Source organism: Pedobacter sp. B4419 (genome assembly GCF_059693725.1).
Genome location: NZ_JCASSL010000001.1, coordinates 887,626 through 905,667, shown reverse-complemented (window position 1 = coordinate 905,667; position 18,042 = coordinate 887,626). Strand labels below are relative to the sequence as shown.

Annotated in this window: 15 protein-coding genes; 11 read left to right on the top strand and 4 right to left on the bottom strand. The window is 41.2% G+C overall.

Going from position 1 to position 18,042, the window contains the following annotated elements; translation table 11 throughout:
• Positions 1-34: 34 nt before the first annotated feature.
• Positions 35-1,897, bottom strand: a complete 1,863-nt coding sequence (locus AC570H_RS03650; protein ID WP_497351816.1) for a LuxR family transcriptional regulator — start codon at positions 1,895-1,897, stop codon at positions 35-37.
• Between the two features lie 250 nt (positions 1,898-2,147).
• Here AC570H_RS03650 and AC570H_RS03645 point away from each other — a divergent pair, with 250 nt between their 5' ends.
• From AC570H_RS03645 to AC570H_RS03595, 11 genes are all read left to right on the top strand, one after another.
• Positions 2,148-2,480 carry a magnetosome magnetite crystal formation protein family gene (locus AC570H_RS03645; protein WP_497351814.1) on the top strand — a complete coding sequence of 111 codons (333 nt, stop codon included), beginning with the start codon at positions 2,148-2,150 and terminating at the stop codon, positions 2,478-2,480.
• A 38-nt stretch (positions 2,481-2,518) separates the two neighbouring features.
• Positions 2,519-3,007, top strand: coding sequence for a type VI secretion system tube protein TssD (tssD, locus tag AC570H_RS03640; protein WP_497351812.1), 489 nt, complete (start codon positions 2,519-2,521; stop codon positions 3,005-3,007).
• Between the two features lie 10 nt (positions 3,008-3,017).
• Positions 3,018-3,704 (top strand): hypothetical protein, encoded by a 687-nt coding sequence (locus AC570H_RS03635; RefSeq protein ID WP_497351810.1) that lies wholly within the window; start codon positions 3,018-3,020, stop codon positions 3,702-3,704.
• A 31-nt stretch (positions 3,705-3,735) separates the two neighbouring features.
• On the top strand, positions 3,736-4,143 hold the full coding sequence (locus AC570H_RS03630) for a hypothetical protein (protein ID WP_497351808.1): 408 nt from the start codon (positions 3,736-3,738) through the stop codon (positions 4,141-4,143).
• A 15-nt stretch (positions 4,144-4,158) separates the two neighbouring features.
• The gene (locus tag AC570H_RS03625) at positions 4,159-4,560 is read left to right on the top strand and encodes a lipocalin family protein (RefSeq protein ID WP_497351806.1); all 402 of its coding nucleotides are present in this window, start codon (positions 4,159-4,161) and stop codon (positions 4,558-4,560) included.
• Between the two features lie 166 nt (positions 4,561-4,726).
• Positions 4,727-5,281: a hypothetical protein gene (locus tag AC570H_RS03620; protein WP_497351804.1), complete on the top strand. Its 555-nt coding sequence runs from the start codon at positions 4,727-4,729 to the stop codon at positions 5,279-5,281.
• A gap of 193 nt (positions 5,282-5,474) precedes the next feature.
• Complete coding sequence (locus AC570H_RS03615) at positions 5,475-6,383, top strand: helix-turn-helix domain-containing protein (protein ID WP_497351802.1); 909 nt, start codon at positions 5,475-5,477, stop codon at positions 6,381-6,383.
• Between the two features lie 88 nt (positions 6,384-6,471).
• Positions 6,472-7,689, top strand: a complete 1,218-nt coding sequence (locus AC570H_RS03610; RefSeq protein WP_497351800.1) for a multidrug effflux MFS transporter — start codon at positions 6,472-6,474, stop codon at positions 7,687-7,689.
• A 48-nt stretch (positions 7,690-7,737) separates the two neighbouring features.
• On the top strand, positions 7,738-8,736 hold the full coding sequence (locus AC570H_RS03605) for an aldo/keto reductase (protein WP_497351798.1): 999 nt from the start codon (positions 7,738-7,740) through the stop codon (positions 8,734-8,736).
• A gap of 354 nt (positions 8,737-9,090) precedes the next feature.
• Positions 9,091-10,506 carry an aldehyde dehydrogenase family protein gene (locus tag AC570H_RS03600; RefSeq protein WP_497351796.1) on the top strand — a complete coding sequence of 472 codons (1,416 nt, stop codon included), beginning with the start codon at positions 9,091-9,093 and terminating at the stop codon, positions 10,504-10,506.
• An 80-nt stretch (positions 10,507-10,586) separates the two neighbouring features.
• Complete coding sequence (locus AC570H_RS03595) at positions 10,587-11,387, top strand: helix-turn-helix domain-containing protein (protein ID WP_497351794.1); 801 nt, start codon at positions 10,587-10,589, stop codon at positions 11,385-11,387.
• A 148-nt stretch (positions 11,388-11,535) separates the two neighbouring features.
• On the opposite strand, the gene AC570H_RS03590 is transcribed toward AC570H_RS03595, so the two are convergent.
• The 3 genes from AC570H_RS03590 to AC570H_RS03580 all read right to left on the bottom strand — a co-directional run bounded on the left by AC570H_RS03590 (position 11,536) and on the right by AC570H_RS03580 (position 17,808).
• A complete protein-coding gene (locus tag AC570H_RS03590) occupies positions 11,536-13,203 on the bottom strand; it encodes an alkaline phosphatase family protein (RefSeq protein ID WP_497351792.1) in 1,668 nt (555 codons plus the stop codon).
• Between the two features lie 190 nt (positions 13,204-13,393).
• A complete protein-coding gene (locus tag AC570H_RS03585; protein WP_497351790.1) occupies positions 13,394-16,912 on the bottom strand; it encodes a M1 family aminopeptidase in 3,519 nt (1,172 codons plus the stop codon).
• On the bottom strand, positions 16,909-17,808 hold the full coding sequence (locus tag AC570H_RS03580; protein WP_497351788.1) for an ABC transporter ATP-binding protein: 900 nt from the start codon (positions 17,806-17,808) through the stop codon (positions 16,909-16,911). The genes AC570H_RS03585 and AC570H_RS03580 overlap by 4 nt, the downstream gene beginning before the upstream one ends.
• Positions 17,809-18,042 lie beyond the last annotated feature (234 nt).

The following is an 18,042-nucleotide window of genomic DNA, read 5'->3' as shown; positions in this document are numbered from 1 at the left end:
CAATACATAATAGAGGAACCGGCAAATTCCTATGCTATTCCTGAGATCTGATAAAGTTGTCGAGGTTTTCTTCCTTGTCCAAACCGAATTTTTGTTTGATCCTGTAACGTGCCATGCGAATACTCTTCGGTTCAATACCTAAACGAGCCGAAACCTCCTTGTTAGACAATCCCATGAGGATATAGGCGCAATATTTCAAGTCTAAACGGGTAAGTGTGTGGCTGGCTTTCTGTTGCAAACGCTCAAAAAAAGCCGGATTGGTTTCAAAAAAGTCTGTTTTGTGCTCTTCGAAATCCTTGTCCATCCTTTTCTGTTGGTTAACAATGCGTTTAATTTGCTGGTCAACAGAGAGGTGGCTTTCATTATTCACTTTGCCGGATAAGAGTGCTAACAGCTCGTTTTTCTCTTCAATTTGGAGTGTTCCCGCCAAGAGTTCTTTTTGCAAGCGTTCTTGTCGCTCCTTGAGCAAAACCTGCTCAGTTTGCAGTTGTATGGCCTCTACTTCTTTAAGTTGCGCCTTTAATTCAGCCTCTCGTTTTTCCTTGTCTACCAGCTCCTGTTTCCTTATCGATGCCTTTAGCTTGTAATTATAAGACCGAAGCAGAAAAAGCAATGCCACTATACCGGTTAGCGCCAATACGATGTAAAAAACATTTCTTTTCTTCACAAAGCTTGCTTCTTGTTGAAGGTAGGCAATTTCCTGTTCTTTCTTTTCTGACTGGTACTGGGCCTCTACCCTTTGGATACTATTGACCTTCTCTTCGTCAAAGGCCTCTTTGTTGAGTTGGATATACTGTTTCAGGTAATTCAATGCGGCTCCCTTATCGCCTCGTTTTTCGGCAATATTTGCCAGCCCCTGAAACATTCGGGCCCTGGTGAGGGGCATTTTGATGGCACTGCCTTCAACTGCAGCCAAGCCTGTGAGCAATAACTTCTCCGCTTCGTCATAATTTCCATCGCGCAAGGCATATTCGCTCCGCAAGCCATAGCAGTTCAAGAGCACTTCCATTAACTTGGTTCTTGATGAAATTTCGATGGCTATATTCACATACTTTTCGGCACTATCGCGATAAGCCACCGGGAAATACTGAAAATAGGCATAGGCAGTGTTGAGGGCAACAGCGGCTGTATTGCTTCGTACCAATAGACGTCCCGATTGTTTTTCGGAAAGCGGAAACGATTTTTTAAAAATATGTAAAGCCGAATCGAGCAGGCTTCGATTGGACGGAGCAAGTTTAAAACGGTCAAAATAAGCCTGACCAACCGTAAAATAGGCATTGTTCAACAAATCTATCTGCTTACTTTTTAGCGCAGTTGAATAGCAGGAATCAGCATATTTTTTCTGTTTAGCCGGGTCGTTTCCATAGCCATAAAAACTGGCGAGGTAATGGTATACCGTACTCTCGTAATCATAGGCCCGCTCTCCTTTAAAATAATCGAGTGCTTTGAGCAACTTGCCTATAGATTTATCATTTTCGTTATTTACCAGGTCTAGCCAGCCACTTCGCAACCATACAAAACCAATGGTTACCCGGTCTTTTGTTTGTCCCGCATAATAAATGGCGCTATCTCTGCTTTCGTAGGCGTGCTTCAGCTCCTTTTTCCATACATACAGATGAGCAAGCGTAGCAAAAGCCATTGCCTTTCCCCGTCCATCCTGCATACTTTTTCCAAGTTCCAAGGCCTCATTGGCCTGCTTGAATGCAAGTGGCAAATTCATTTCAAAGTTTGCCCTGGCCATTTTGCAGAGTGCGTTTACCTGTTCTGGTTTGTTGAGTTTGCCTTGTTTTAACAAATTGTCGAGCGAATCGAGATAAATATGTTGCGCTTCGGCACCTTTAAAAAAAACCAACAGGAAAAATGCGATAGACAATAGTGATTTCAGTGGTAGCTGCATGATTCAAAAATAGAAAAAAGAAATGCTTTCAAAAAACAGAAATTACCTTAAATAATTGAAATAAAAGCATTTAAGCATTTTTTGTAGATGCATTGTAGACGTCTCGACTACAGCCCGTAGTCGCAGCGTAGTTTCTGTTTTCTTGGTTGAGGAGCAATGTGGGGGTAATTTTGTGTTGTTCAATCGAATTAAACCATGATCAATATTTTGAGCGAACAGCAATCAAAGTTTCACCATAAAATACAAACTCATGAAAAACAAGACCATGGCTATTGTTGCCTACATCACCATTATCGGTTGGGTAATTTCTTACCTTGAATTTAAAAAATCTCCTGATAAAAGCAGGTTGGTTAACTATCATTTGGGACAAGCTTTAGGCATATTTATACTCAGCATTGTGCTCAGCATCATATGTGGCGTTGTTTTAGCCATCATCCCTGGATTGGCAATTATCTTCTCTCTGGCCATGCTGATTCCCTTGATCTTTTTGTTGTTGGGCATTATTGCGGCCAATAACGAAGTAGAAAAACCAGTGCCATTGGTAGGAAAGCTATTTGAAGGCAAATTCAATTTTGCTTCTTAAAAACTGTTTATCTAATTCATTTCTAAAACAAAAGAACCATGAAAACCAGGTATTTTTATCCATTGCTCTTTTTAGTACTGCTATTTGCACAATTTCATGCTGTGGCTCAAGAAGAAGAGACAAAGCGACAAATCGAGTTAAAGCTTACTGATCCGGCTACTCAAAAAAGTCAGACCTACTTGCTCAACAGCATCAATTATATGCTGAGCAATCCATATGATGTGCAAAGCGAGACTAAGGTGATGAGTGAGGGAAATTGTAGCCTCAGCTTCGATTTAACCAAAGACGTAGACCCATTCATATTAAAATGGATTTCGGGCGAGATAAAAGATGCAAAGGGCGAAATTAATATTATTCCAGTAAGCAGCACCAAAAAGCCGAGAAGCTTTGTCTTTACCGGAGGCGCCGTGGCAGGCTCTTCGGAGAGCTTTATGAGTTACGACATCAATTCTTCTACGCAGTTCAGCATCACCGTTAAAACACTTTCGGTAGATGGCATTACCATTTTCAAATCTACCGGAAACTAATGCAAAACCTATGATCATTTTTGTTAGAGAGATTAAACAGCCCATCTTTGAAGAAAAGCTGAACAATAGCGCAATTCTCGATGGTTTTCCAAGATCGCAACTCAGTTTTGTAGTTTATCAGTTGCACAGCAGTACGATTTTTGGCGATGCAACATACAACAAAGTAAGCAGTGCCTTTTTTGATGAAACTGATGGTCGGGAAATTTTACGCAGGCATTGGACGCCTGAGATGGTAGCACACGCCCGAATGCGTGAAAGTACGGTGTCACGTGAGCCCAAAAAAGTACGCTATAGCATTTTCGGGAAAGCCATTATGGTCTTGTTGCTCCTCTGCATTATAGCCACTGGTTATTTTATTGGTAAACGCATGGCTACGGTAAAAAAGGAAAATACAGCAAAAGCTTCATTTAATGCCACACCAACAACAGGCGATCAATACTATGGCTATTTAACGGAGTTCAGTTCCAATGGCCTTGCGGCAAGGATGGGATGGACATGGCTTAAAATCGTAAAAGAGGAAAGCGGATCTTACCTTGTTGCTGTAGATAAAGCCATTTCACAAAGCCTTTCTTCGGACACCAATCCAGGCACATTTGATGAAGAGCAAACCTACAAAGTAGTATTAAAACCGGGCGACAAACCAATTTTCTCCTCCCCAGATAAAAGCTTCAACTTTTCCGCCATGCGAAAACACTAAAACGAGCTATTAACTTTTAAAAAGAAAAATCATGAAAACAATAAAAATCTTCCTGCTATTTACGCTAGCCATACTTGCTTTTAGCAGTTGTAAAAAAGACAAAGCACCTGAAAAAACCACCCAGGAAAAGATATTAGGCAAGTGGACTTACATTTCACAAATCACCGAAACAACCAATCCTCCAAACCCACCCGAAACAGATACCGAAGCGGGCAAAGCTGGTGATTACTTGGATTTTCGGAACGACGGCAAATTTTACTATGTCATGAACGGATCTAAAGAAAGAGTTGAAGCATATAGCATTAAAAGCGATACAGAACTGTTGATTGATGGAGAGACGTTTACCATATTCGAACTCAATGACCGTAAATTCTCATTTGGCCAATCGGAGAAAGACGGTAATGAAACTTATAAGATAACCATCAACTTAAGTCGATAATCAAATTAATACAAAATGATAAAAACACTAAAATCCCTGATCTTATTTTCAGTGGCAATCTGCTTAATCGCAGGATGCAAAAAGGACAAGCCAAAAACGCCACAAGAAATGGTGCTGGGCAAATGGAACATCGTTTCATGGACAACCGAAACCACAAGACCTGCTAAACCCGTTGAAACAGAAAACATACCTGTAGCAAAAGGCGATTATTTTGATTTCCGTAACGATGGCAAATTTACCTATCAAATTGATGGGGAAATTGAAGAGGAAGCCTATTCCGTTGTCAACGAAACAACCATCAATATTAACGAAGATCCTTTTACCATTAAGGAACTTAACAAGAAAAAGTTTGTTTTTGAGCAGATTGAACAAAGCTCAACAAGAACCACAAAAATGACGATTACCTTGAGCAAGTAAGGATTGTTTCTTCAAAAGTATCAAAGCCATTCATTACGGATGGCTTTTTTTGTAAAACCTGAGCATATTTTAATTTATTTCAAAACTGTAGATGTTTTGTAGGATAGACAAGCTTGCATAAGAGCCACATGATGCAGAGTTTTGCCCTAGATAATCCCAGAAACCTATGAAACCTACCCCATTTACTTCCCCTTCAAAAACCATCAGATTTATTGTTTTGGCATTCGCTGGTATCAGTCTGATCGCCTGTCAGTTTTTTGGCAATACGCCTGAAGAATATTTTGATCGGGCCGCCTTAAATTCGAATGCCATATCACGCTTTGGCGGCGATTATTTCAATACTTATCTCAAGTACATTAAAGGAGGCAATGCTCAAGGCCTTTACAATACCTGTGAGAAATATATCAAAAACTATTCAATAACAACCGCAGAAAATTCCCTAAAAAAAGTAAAAGAGCTTTATCCCACCAAGGAAACCAAACCGATGATTGAGGCTTCGATAGACTTATACACTTTTGTGTTGCAACATTATAAGGACGAACACCTCAAAATAGCACGAATGATAGACCAAAAACAGCCTGAAGAAACCATCAGCAATGCCATTATTGCCTTCGACGAAAAATACTATGCTACTTTTTTAACCAAGTACAATAAGCTGTGGGATTTGGCCAAAGTATATGCAGCCGATAACAGCATTAAATTGACTACATCGCCTTTTTAACTGATGTACAAATTGGGCGGAAAATGGTTGATCTTGGGCTTTATGACCATTCTTGGTATTTTAATTGCACACAAAGCTTATTTGACGTGGAGCAGAACCAAAGCTTATATAAAATGCTAGTTTATTGTCTCTTTTCACAATTAATGATTTTATACTGATAATTGTTTGCGTTTGATTTTTATAACTTTGTTTCATGAGCCAGCATGAAACAATAAACGACTTCTACAAACGCATCCTCAAAAATTCTTGCCTAAACCTGGCTGATCTGAATACCCGAATTGGTCATGTAAACATTTTTTCGAGAGACAATTGCGCCACGATTTCTCCTTATAGCCGTCGTGATTACTATAAAGTATCATTGATCATTGGCACAGGCACTTTGCATTACGCAGATAAGTGGATCTACATCAATAAACCTGCCTTGTTGTTCTCCAACCCTATCGTCCCTTATTCTTGGGAAGCCGAATCGGTGCAGCAGGAAGGCTGGTTCTGCCTCTTTACCGATGCTTTTATTGAGCCTGGCGAACGTAAGGGAACCTTACAGGAATCGCCTTTGTTTAGCCTTGGTGCCAATCCTGTTTACTTTTTAGATGAGCCGGCCTTGAAAGAAGTGTCTGAAATATTCATCAAAATGCAGGCCGAGATCCAATCAAATTATCCGCATAAATACAGCGTAATCAAGAACTACCTGCATTTGCTCATCCACCAGGCCATGAAGCTTTCGCCAACCGAGGAGTTCAAAAAACAAATCAATGCTTCTACCCGAATCTGTGGCTTGTTTTTAGAATTACTCGAGCGCCAATTCCCAATTGACACACCCGAGACTTCCCTTCAGATTAAAACCGCGCAGGATTTTGCCAATAGCCTTTCGGTACACGTGAACCATTTAAACCGTTCGGTAAAAGAGATTTCGGGCAAAACCACTACCGAGCATATTGCCACGCGCATTACACAGGAGGCCAAAGCCTTATTGCAGCATACCGACTGGAACATCTCCGAAATTGGCTATAGCCTAGGCTTTCAGGAACCTGCCTACTTTACCAACTTCTTTAAAAAGAATACAGGCATTACCCCAAATACAGTTCGTCTACAAATGGCTTAACCAGCTGTTTGATTTTTATAAGTATTGGTTTGATAACTATAATTGAAGAGTTTTTTTCGCCTGTAGCTTTGTATAACAAAAATTTACTATGGCAATCTTATCTAAAAAACTACTACCCCAAAACAAAAAGATAGCAACCTTTATTTCTTTCTTGCTTATTCCGCTTTCTGGATTAATTACCGATATGTACCTCCCTTCTATGCCACACATGGCTGTAGAATTGCACCAATCAGAAAATGCCATACAATTAACCTTGGCCTTGTTTCTTGTGAGCTATGGCCTTGCCCAATTTATTACCGGCAGCCTGGTTGATAGTTATGGCCGTTATAAACCCACTTTAATTGCACTGGTTATATTTATTGCCAGCAATTTTGTGATCGTTTTAACCAAACAAATAGAGGTGATTTACGCCATGCGCATTGTACAAGGTATTACCACAGGTTTTATTGTGGTAGCCAAAAGAGCCTATTTTGTTGATGTTTACGAGGGCGAAGAAAGAAAAAAATACCTGAGTTCCTTGTCTATTGTTTGGTCATCTGCACCTGTTATTGCTCCTTTTATTGGTGGCTATCTGCAGCAATATTTCAATTGGCAGGCCAATTTTTATGTATTGGCCGTTTACGGAATCATCGTTTTAGTATTGGAAGCCATTTTTTCTGGCGAAACCGTACCTCAATACCGTCCTTTCCGTCTCCCATCCATGATTAAAGACTATAAAACCATGCTCAGTACGCCTCTTTTTCTATACGGCATCTTTGTAATTGGCCTTTGTTATGGCACAACCATGGTTTTTGGCTTATCAGGTTCTTTTATCATCGAACATCAGTTTAATTACTCACCCGTGGTAGCTGGCTACGCCGCCTTAATGATGGGCCTCGCCTGGATGGCTGGTGGTTTTATTGGCAAGGCGCTTATCGAAAAACCCTTCATTCCTAAGATACGCGTAGCTAACATTTTGCAGCTCATCTTTATCGGAGGCATGCTGATCAGTGCACAATGGCTGAATAACATTTATACTTTGATCTTTTTTGCCTTTTTGATCCATGTTTGCGTAGGCTTCATCTTCAATAATTACTTCGCCTACTGCTTGGGCAGGTTTCCACAAATGGCAGGCGTAGCCAGTGGATTGAGTGGTGGCGCCAACTTCATCATCACTTCGGTTTGCAGCTATACGGTGGTTGGCATTTTGCATCCGCAATCTCAGTTAGATTTAAGCTATGGCTACTTATTTATAGGCCTCATTGCTTTTTTCCTGCTCCAATTTTTGATCAAACCAGCAACAAGAACCAAAACAGCAATGGCTTAAAACATTTTCATTATACCCCAACTTATATTAATTAAAATTCACTTTGTTATGAAATATAGAAATCTTGGAAAAACAAATGAGCAACTATCGGCCATTGGCCTAGGTTGTATGGGCATGAGCTTTGCCTATGGTCCTGCCGACGATACCGAAAGCATAGCCACTTTGCACAAAGCCTTAGATTTAGGCATCAACTTTTGGGATACCGCCGATGTTTACGGCAACGGAATCAATGAAGAGCTCCTGTCGAAAGTGTTGGTGCCCAACCGCGACAAGGTTTTCATCGCTACCAAATTTGGCTTCAGGTTTAAAGAAGATGCAGGTACGGCTAATGCCGTAGGCACCTATTTTGATGGCTCGCCAAAATGGATGAAACAAGCAGTTGAAGCCAGTTTAAAAAGACTAAAAATCGACACCATAGACCTTTATTACGCACACCGGGTGGATGTTAACGTTCCTATTGAGGAAACTGTTGGCGCCATGGCCGAATTGGTAAAAGAAGGCAAAGTAAAATACCTGGGACTGAGCGAAGCTTCTCCGGCATCTATACGCAAGGCACATGCCGTACACCCTATTTCGGCATTGCAAAGCGAATATTCTTTGCTCACCAGAAATGTAGAAGGCGAAATTTTGGCCACTGTTAGGGAATTGGGCATTAGCTTGGTACCTTACTCGCCATTGGCAAGAGGATTGGTTTCTAACACCTTAGACTTAAATGCACTGCCAGAAGGCGATTTTAGGAAAACTCTACCCCGCAGCCAGGGAGAAGCCGCCGAAAACAATGCCAAGCTCGTGGCAGATTTTGCCCTGCTAGCTAAAGACAAAAATTGTACGCCTTCACAACTGGCTTTGGCTTGGGTATTGGCACAGGGTGATGATATTATCCCTATTCCGGGCACCAAAAGAAGAAAATACCTCGAAGAAAATGCAGGTGCCGTTGAGGTACAGCTATCAAGTGCAGATTTAAGCGCAATAGAAGCCGTATTGAACAAGTATCCAAATGTGGGTGCCCGTTATGCAGAAGGTGCCATGAAATTGGTAAATAATTAATCTTCTTTCAGTTTTATATCTTAAAGCAAGCAAAAGGTAAGATCTAATTGATCTTACCTTTTTAATTGTTTAACTAGCGAAGAACTTAAACGATCAGTTCTCCTTTACCGCAGACCTATTCTTTTCTTCGTCGGCTCCCTTGCTTTGTTGCGTACTTTTTTGGTACTCCAAAAGCTGTAGCTCAGGTTCAGTCTAACCGTGCGGGTTTCGTACTGGTTATGCGAGAATTGGATTTAGTTATGGCAAAAATCCCTACTCCCATTTCATGAACGTTTCAACAAAGTTAACTTGAACGTTTCAGCAAAGCCTTGGCTTAAAATCGTGCAGATCTTTGTGGTATCAAAAGAAAATAAGATGAAAACAATAGAAAACATTTATATCAACGGCGCCTTTGTAAAACCTCATGGCACCGATACCTTCGATTTGATCAACCCTTCAAATCGCGAATTGATTGGCCGTGTAGTTTTAGGCGACGAAGTGGACACCCAAAATGCCATTAACGCTGCTCAAGAGGCTTTTAAGACCTTCTCTAAAACCACTAAAGAAGAGCGTATCAGCTACTTGCAAAAAATGCACGATGCTGTAGCCAAAAGAAAAGAAGAACTGATCCAGGTAATGGTAAAAGAATATGGCGGTAGCTTACAGTTTTGCACCATGAGTACACAATTTGCCTTAGACGGCATATTGGCAAACATTGAAGTGCTTAAACAAATGGACTTTGTAAAAACCGTTGGCCAATCGAAAGTGCGTTTAGAATCTATTGGTGTTGTGGGCATCATTACACCTTGGAATGCCAGCAATGGCTTCATTTGCAGCAAACTTTCTACAGCCATTGCAGCTGGCTGTACCGCAGTAATCAAGCCCAGCGAAATGAGCGCCCTGCAAACGCAAATTATTACCGAATGTTTGCATGAAGCAGGTTTACCAGCAGGCGTGTTCAACATTGTAAATGGCCTTGGCCAGGTTGTAGGTGCAGAAATCACCCGTAATACCGGCATTGCCAAAATTTCATTTACCGGCTCTACTCTAGTGGGAAAAACCATTGCCAAAGGTGCGGTAGATACCATGAAAAGGGTTACATTAGAATTGGGTGGCAAATCGCCAAATCTAATCCTTGATGATGCTGATTTTGCCACAGCTATCCCGATGGCAATTAGTGCCTCGTACATGAACAGTGGTCAGGCCTGCGTAGCCGGAACCCGCTTATTGGTGCCCGAAAATCGTTTGGATGAAGTTAAAACCCTGGTCAAAGAAAGTATATCTAAAGTGAAAGTTGGCCAACCAAGCGAAGCTGATACCACTATTGGACCAATGGTAAGCCAAAAACAATATGACCGTGTGCAATCATATATCCAACTGGGCATTGATGAAGGTGCCGAGCTTTTGGTTGGTGGCTTAAATCAACCTGAAGGCTTGGAAGCCGGAAATTTTGTAAAACCAACCGTATTTGTCAATGTAAACAACAAAATGCGTATTGCCCAAGAAGAAATCTTCGGTCCTGTACTTTCTATTCTTACCTACAAAACCGAAGATGAGGCCATCGCCATTGCCAACGATACCAATTATGGACTGCAGGCTTACGTAAGTTCGAGCGATGAAGAAAGGGCCAATCGTGTTGCCGCACAAATCAATGCCGGCCGTGTACTGATCAACTGTCTTAAACATGATCCGATGGCACCTTTTGGTGGCTTTAAGCAGTCGGGCTTGGGTCGTGAGCTAGGTGTTTATGGTTTGGAAGCTTATTTAGAACCTAAAACCATCATCCAATAATCAAACGCAGTCTTGTTGTGACAAATCAATTACAGCAAGACTTGCTTTATTTCTTTAGAGTTTATTAGCTTTAATCACCCATGAGCCATACAACAGAACGTCTTCCCATTCAATACTCCTGCTATTTTCACCGTAGCCGATCTGGAGAACAGTTTATTCCAGAGCACATTTTGTGCTATTTGGTATCGGGAAGCGTAGAAATGATCGATATCGACCATAGTCAGCACTTTAAGGAAGGCGACTTGTATTTCTGTAGCCGCAACCATTTGGCCAAATATGCCAAACAGCCTCCAGAGAATGGCGAATACCGTTCCATTTCTATTTATTTCGATCAAGATAGCCTGCGTAATTTTAGCGTGGAATATAGCCAGAAAGCAAACAAGCCTGTACAAACGCCAGCATTTATTGGTTTGGGGCACTTGCCTATTTTGGCCAATTACATGGAAACGCTAAAAACCTATGAATCGTTGTTTAACGCAAACGAAAACAGGGCTTTGGTAGCGGTTAAGCAAAAAGAAGCGCTATTGCTCTTGTTGCAATTAAAGCCAGAGCTGAAAAATATCCTATTCGATTTTTCTGAACCCGGCAAAATAGACCTAGAGGCATTCATGATCAAGAATTTTCATTTCAATGTAGATTTGAACAGGTTTGCCTACCTTACGGGAAGAAGCTTATCGACCTTTAAACGGGATTTCGAAAAGATCTTTCACCTTACGCCAAGCAAGTGGCTCATCCAACGCCGTTTAAAAGAAGCCCATTATTTGATTAAGGAATTAGGCAAGGCTCCAACCGATATTTATGTTGATTTAGGTTTTGAAGACCTCTCCCACTTTTCCTTTGCCTTTAAAAAACAGTATGGGATTGCGCCTTCATTGGTATAGTTAGCTATCACAAATCATCACCTTTGACGCGGACATAAAGCATAGCCACAGGTTAACAGCTTATGCATAAGATTTGGTCAAGAACAGGTTTCCTGCATGCTTGCTAAAACTAAATCTGTTAATCTGTGGCTTTTGTTATTGTTTAAAATCAGAAATTCACTAGGCTTTGTCCATCGTAATTAGATGGTGGCGTAATTCCAAGAAACCTCAAAATAGTTGGGGCAACCGAATAAAGATAAGGCGCACCATGGTAATCTGTTGTTTGACGATAAAATAGAGGTGCTGTTAATGCGCTCCAGGTTACCGTTGTGCCGTTTTTAACAGCAATGCCGATGTTACCCGTTACTACGTTGCCATTGTAAACTGTTCCAGAACCGTCATTTCCTTTGGTATAAAGCAATAAATCGGCACTGTTGGGATGGCTGGCCGTAATTGATGTAAAACTATAACTGCTAATGGTTGCTGGTGCCAAAGCCGATTTAAAAATCCTAACTTCAGCTATATTGCCGGTAAAATAAGGATTGTAATTGCTGGTGCCGTCTTGACCAAGCTTAAAGGTTACACCACTTTGCATATCTCCAACTGCCGAAATATTCCCTTCTGCAACTTGAATTCCACCATCGTAAAGTATGGCCTTTTGCGTGCTTCGGTTAACCACTACAGCAACTTGATGCCAATTTTGGTCACTAAGGTCTACCCCATCAATATCCAATCGATGTGTTCCATCTCCAAAATTAGCCCTGATTTTTCCATTCCTATTGGAAATGATAATGCCCTTGTTATAGCCACTTGCCCAGTTTTTATTTCCAATAATCACAGGATCGCTTGTTTGCGAAGTTGCACGGGCCCTAAACTCGATCGTAAAGCTTCCACTTGCCGAAAGATCAAGATTACTTAGACTAGGCAACTGGGCATAAACATTTTGCTTAAAATCTACAGTTGTGATTGAATTAGGTTGAGTTTCTATAGTTGTACTAGGCAGGGTATTTATCAATTGAGGGCTGATAGCCGAGTTGTTGAGTATGATGAAAGCATTCTGTTCCAAATAGCTTGAACCGCCATGGCTTAAATCTCCCCCATGATCTGTAGCCACTACAATGAGCCAATCTTCATTGTTATAGGTAGGCCTTGATTTTACGGCAGCCAAAATCCTACCCACCCTTGCATCAACCGCTTTTACCGAATCCATATACATTTGGGTAGTTGTTCGGTAATTACTGGCGTGGCCGGCATGGTCCACATCGTCGAAATGGCAAAAAGAAACATCTGCATTGTTGGTCGTAAGCTCGGTAATGATCTTTTGTTCGGTTGCATTATCAGAAGCGTTATTTACCTTGAGACTAACATCCGGAGTAGCTACAATAAAATCGTTAATAGACGACCAAGTAACCACAGAGACTGTTCTCAGATTGGGAAGACTTGTTTTAATTGGTTTAAAAAAAGAAGGATAGTTTACAAAATCTGACCCCGAAAAACTGTTATCGGCAGCTTTATGCTTGGCTACGCCTACCCCAGTAAACAAAGCCGACCAGCCATTTGCCGACCATGTAGGGATTTGTGCGAGGGCATTTGTGCTTGTCCACGATTGATCCATCAGGGTTTTAAGGTTTGGGGCGTTAGTTGCGGTAATGGCCTTCCAAACACAGCCATCAATACCTATAAACAATACTTTTTTCGGCTTTGCCAAAAGGTTTTTTACCGTACCTAATTTGTCATTGGCCGAAACGGCAAGCTCTTTTTCTTCTCTTTTACAGGCCATTGCCAAAATAGCAGTAGCGATTAACAAAAGACGAGTGGTTCTCTTTAAGATTTTCATAGGTTTTTAGGTTTGAATAGAGATTAACTAAAATGCACTAACTCATAATTTACAAGTACTTTACTATGTTTATAAATACTAAACTAATAAATTATTATTTTTTGTTAAATAGATTTTAATATTTACTTAAAACTAAAAGGAATAAAGAGCCCCTATTAATCAAAAAAGCTCCTTATCGGAGCTTTTTCTTTTATTTTACAACTTGTATATTATCCGACTGATCATCGTCTAAAACATAGGCATAAGGATCTATCGCAACCGCTTTAGGCTTTTTATTAACGATGAGATTAATGTCTGTTTGGGGTTTAACAAAATGATATTTCTTCAAATAAAGAGGTTTAGTCTCATCGGTCCAATCTTCATTCAGCTGTTCAAAAACTGCCAAATCGAGCTCGATATTTGGATTAAGCGAATACTTGGCTCCCTTTTCTTTTGGCACTATAGTTACCCTTACTTTCAGGCTATATTTTCCATTTGGAAGCGCTTGGCTCTCTAATACATCGAGCTTCATTCTATAAACTACAATATCGTTGATGCTTTCAGCTATAAACTGTTGCTGTTCCGGTTTTGCGGTTTGATACAGTTCGCTGAACAAATCTTGTGCTCCAGCCCTCTTATTCGGATAGCTATGCTTGGCCAAGAACTGCTTCAAGGCACCATTCATTTTGTCTTCGCCCAACATTTCTTTCAAGGCATACATGATCAGCCCACCTTTTTGGTAATAGATATAAGGCTGGTCGTAAGATTTAGCCAAAGCCTTTTCTTCATCATCGGTACTGCTGTACACAAAATAAAGGTTATTATCGAATTTGAGGTATTTGCGGAGGTTCATCAATCCGTAGCGCCTGCCTACCAAAACCGCTTCGGTGTACTTGGCCAATGATTCGGTAAGCATAGCACTACCTGGTTGTGGTAAGGGATCAAGTTGGTTGGCCCACCACATGTGTGCTACTTCGTGCGCAGCAATGGCATAACTATGCTGGATCATGCTTTCCTTGTAATTGGTTACAAAGCTTAGTCTTTCGGCACTAAATACTACGCCCGGATAAGCAGTTGCCGCTCCTTTATACTGCGGTATTTCGGCCAAGTTCAGTTGTTTAAACTGGTAAGGACTAAAATTGTCGTTGCCGAAATCCAATGCGTCTTTCATACCCTGCATCATATCAGCCAAATTATATTCGTGTCCTTTGAGGTAATAGAGCTTCAATTCAACACCTTTCCACAATTCCTTTTTTACTTCGTATCTGGCCGAACTCAACGCGAACATAAAATCAATTGGTTTTGGGGTTTTATAGTGGAAGTAGTTACGTCCGTTTTTGGTCCAGCTTCGTTGCAATTCGCCAACCGTAACCACTTGCTGATCGCCAGCGGTAGAAACAATCGTTTCCAGGTTAATCAGGTGGTAGGCACTGTCTGTCGAATTGCCAACAATGCGAGGTACCAGCCCTGCTTTTTCCCTGGCGCGTTTATCCTCAATCTCCAATCCCGAATCATAGCCAAAATGAGGCACATATTTTTCGAGTTCAATATAAGATCCGTTTTCAACCACCGAATTCTCTTTGTTAAATGGGCTAAAGCCTGATGTAAACACGGTAAAAGAGAAATCGAGCTTAATGCTATCTCCTACTTTCAAAGGTTCGGCCAGCGTAATGAACCGTTGTTTAAACTCCTCATCAACTGTAGAATTGGCTTTAACATCCACTTTTGCCTCAAAAGCACTTACCTCTTGATCAATGTCTATCCAAATTTGGTTAATGGTTTTTTGACTTTCGTTTTTGAGCACGTAACTGCCCTGCACCTGGTATTTAGCCTCATCAGTCAGCAAATCGACATTTACTTTGATCGATTTCACGTTTGGTTGAGGCAAGGTATCCATTGCCTTGTATTTCTTTTCGTAGCTTACCCGCCAATCGAGCATAGCCTTTTTGTTTTTATAGCCTCCAATCACATTAGTTTGCTCGTAAATATAGCTTCCACTGGTTAGGAAGATTACGATGGCGCAACCGAACAACAATTTATGGCCCATGATGTAGCTGCCCACACGTTTAAAACGTTGCAAAAGGTTTAAATTAAGCTGGTTTTGCCACATAGCGATGGTCAGACCTGCCAATAAAAGGCTCAAACCAAACCAATAACCCATATACCAGTTGAAAGCTTTGGCATAATGGCCAAATCCGTTAAAATCTGAAAATTCCATGTCCGGAACGCCGGCAAAACGGAACAGGTAATGTTCTAAGCCAAATCGCTGTGCCATAACAAATACTGCGGTTACGATCAGGCCCAACACCATACCTACATATTTATTGGCGCTCAGGTTTTGTGCAAAAACAATGAGTACTACAAACAAGCAGAGTGGAACCGCATTATAATAATACAGCGATAGGTAAGTTAATGGCTCGAGGTTAAAATAGCCGTGGGTAAGTTGCAAGGCAATGCCGATTACAATATTAACCGTAGTCAATGCCCACACTAAAACCATCAGCGACAAAGTTTTGGCGCCCCATATCGAGACATTTTTCACAGGCGTACCATAAATTAACGCATGGATATTGCTAGTGCGCTCGCTGCCCAATAATTCGGCTGCAAAAAATATCACCAAAATCAAAGAAAAACGCATCGATCTCAACTGCTCTACAATAAGTCCGGTTGTAGGATATGCCGAAGTGCCGTACTGCCCGCTAAAGATGTTTTCTTTGAGCTCGATCGTGTAAATGAAAATCCATAACAAGAGCAGCACCATAAACGAAATATGCTTAAACAGAGAGGCCGTTTCCAGTTTAAATTGGGAGGTAAACACCTTCCAATTGTAGCCAAAACCCTGAGGGTTTGTTTTGAAATTTCTAAAAGGAATAAGAACAAACTTTCTCTTTGCTGTTTTTTGTTGCTTGGTTTTAACCGATGAGCCCAACCTGAAATTAAAAAGCTTATAGCTTAAGAAAAGCAATATGAAGGTAAAGCCGAGCCATAATAAGCGATTGAGGAGAAAAAGGCCTTCGATCGGAAACAGTTGCATATTCCGCTGCAGGTCTGTCCAGGTTTTCACCTCCGAAAAGAATGCAGCCAAGCCAAAAGGGTCAGTCAAAATGGGAACAGCCAACGAATCGGTCGTTTTATAGGCAGAGGTAGCCAACAAAGGCGAATTGCCTAAAATAGATGCTACCATGTATAAAATGTACAGCAACACACCCGATGCATAAATGGCCCTGGTGTTTTTGGTCAACATTGCCGTACAGAAAATAATCCCCGCAGCAAACAATATATTGGGCAAGCCGAAAACAAATAAGGGTTGCAAACAATAACTTAGCTTGAATGGGCCTAACTGATCGGGAGTTAATATATTGGCTCCTAGCAACATACCCAGCAAAGCTAAAACAAGTACAAAGAAAGTAGCGGTAACCAAACCAGCAAACCTCACCAAAAAATAAGGCATCTTTTTTACCGAAGTGGTAAATACAACGCTATCCATTTTGTGCACATTGTCTCTTAACACCACATTGGCACAAAACAAAGTACTGGCAAAAACAGTTAGCAACGACAAAAAGCTAATGGCCGAAGTAAGGGTATAAGGCGAGTTTTTGTACACGTCGCTGCTTCCAAAACTGCCTTTAATAATCACCATACCCAATACAAAAAACAGTACTGCGGTAATTTTAAAGGAAATTTGACTAAAATGGTATTTCAGTTCAAATTTGAAGAGCTTGCCGATCATAACGATGCCTCCTCCTGTACTTGTTTGGCATCGAACAAGGCCGAAAAATAAACTTCTTCCAAACCAGGATAGAAAGGCTCAAAGCCATCTCCGGGATTGTGATCGGCCAATATATGCAATTGGATTTTACCGGCCAGCCTGCGGGTAGAAATTACGTTTAATGCCGAATGATATTCGCTCAACGCTTCTTTAGAAACGGTTTTGCGCCAGATCTTGCCTTTCAGGCCTTCGGTTAAGACCGATGGTTTTCCTTTTAGGATCACCTTGCCGCCAGCCAAAACAGCCATCTCAGGACAAAGGTCGTGTACATCTTCCACGATGTGGGTAGAAAGCAAAATTACTTTTTGTTCGCCTATTTCGCTCAACAGGTCGTGAAAACGGTTGCGCTCCAAGGGATCCAGTCCTGCTGTAGGTTCATCTACAATAATCAACTGCGGATTGCCCAACAAGGCTTGTGCCACGCCAAAACGCTGACGCATACCACCTGAATAGCTGCTTACCGAACGTTTGCGCACATCGTAAAGATTGGTTTGCTGCAAGAGCGACATCACCTGTTCCTTTCTTTCGTTTTTGTTCAGCAATCCTTTTAAAATGGCCAAATGATCTAGCAGGTCTACTGCCGAAATTCGTGGATATACGCCAAAATCCTGAGGCAGATAGCCTAACTGGCTGCGCATTGTTTGCGAGTCTTTGAAGATGTCTTGTCCGTCGAAATAAACTTGTCCGCTATCTGGCAATTGCAAAGTGGCGAGCGTACGCATCAGCGACGATTTGCCAGCGCCATTCGGGCCAAGCAATCCAAACATGCCATTGGCAATACTGAGCGAAACATCGTCTAATGCCTTTACGCCGTTGCCATAGCTTTTACTAAGGTTTTGAATATGAAGTCTTTCCATGTTGTTTCTGAATTAAGATGCCACAAAGAAAGCATGCCCTTTTCGCATGGTTAAATTTTAATGACGAAGGCGAAGAAAATGATGACGAACGCTCGGAGATCGTCACCCTGAACCTCCATTCAGGGTTTCTTCATTGAAATGCCAGATCGGTGCCCGGCATGACGCATCATTTGTATCCTTTCATCACCAAAAACCTTACTTTCATCATTTAGATTTTAGGATCTATACAATTTG

Bases quoted from the DNA above. Each gene is read 5' to 3' on its own strand.
- AC570H_RS03650 (WP_497351816.1), bottom strand. From the start codon at position 1,897: ATGCAGCTACCACTGAAATCACTATTGTCTATCGCATTTTTCCTGTTG.
- AC570H_RS03645 (WP_497351814.1), top strand. From the start codon at position 2,148: ATGAAAAACAAGACCATGGCTATTGTTGCCTACATCACCATTATCGGT.
- tssD (WP_497351812.1), top strand. From the start codon at position 2,519: ATGAAAACCAGGTATTTTTATCCATTGCTCTTTTTAGTACTGCTATTT.
- AC570H_RS03635 (WP_497351810.1), top strand. From the start codon at position 3,018: ATGATCATTTTTGTTAGAGAGATTAAACAGCCCATCTTTGAAGAAAAG.
- AC570H_RS03630 (WP_497351808.1), top strand. From the start codon at position 3,736: ATGAAAACAATAAAAATCTTCCTGCTATTTACGCTAGCCATACTTGCT.
- AC570H_RS03625 (WP_497351806.1), top strand. From the start codon at position 4,159: ATGATAAAAACACTAAAATCCCTGATCTTATTTTCAGTGGCAATCTGC.
- AC570H_RS03620 (WP_497351804.1), top strand. From the start codon at position 4,727: ATGAAACCTACCCCATTTACTTCCCCTTCAAAAACCATCAGATTTATT.
- AC570H_RS03615 (WP_497351802.1), top strand. From the start codon at position 5,475: ATGAGCCAGCATGAAACAATAAACGACTTCTACAAACGCATCCTCAAA.
- AC570H_RS03610 (WP_497351800.1), top strand. From the start codon at position 6,472: ATGGCAATCTTATCTAAAAAACTACTACCCCAAAACAAAAAGATAGCA.
- AC570H_RS03605 (WP_497351798.1), top strand. From the start codon at position 7,738: ATGAAATATAGAAATCTTGGAAAAACAAATGAGCAACTATCGGCCATT.
- AC570H_RS03600 (WP_497351796.1), top strand. From the start codon at position 9,091: ATGAAAACAATAGAAAACATTTATATCAACGGCGCCTTTGTAAAACCT.
- AC570H_RS03595 (WP_497351794.1), top strand. From the start codon at position 10,587: ATGAGCCATACAACAGAACGTCTTCCCATTCAATACTCCTGCTATTTT.
- AC570H_RS03590 (WP_497351792.1), bottom strand. From the start codon at position 13,203: ATGAAAATCTTAAAGAGAACCACTCGTCTTTTGTTAATCGCTACTGCT.
- AC570H_RS03585 (WP_497351790.1), bottom strand. From the start codon at position 16,912: ATGATCGGCAAGCTCTTCAAATTTGAACTGAAATACCATTTTAGTCAA.
- AC570H_RS03580 (WP_497351788.1), bottom strand. From the start codon at position 17,808: ATGGAAAGACTTCATATTCAAAACCTTAGTAAAAGCTATGGCAACGGC.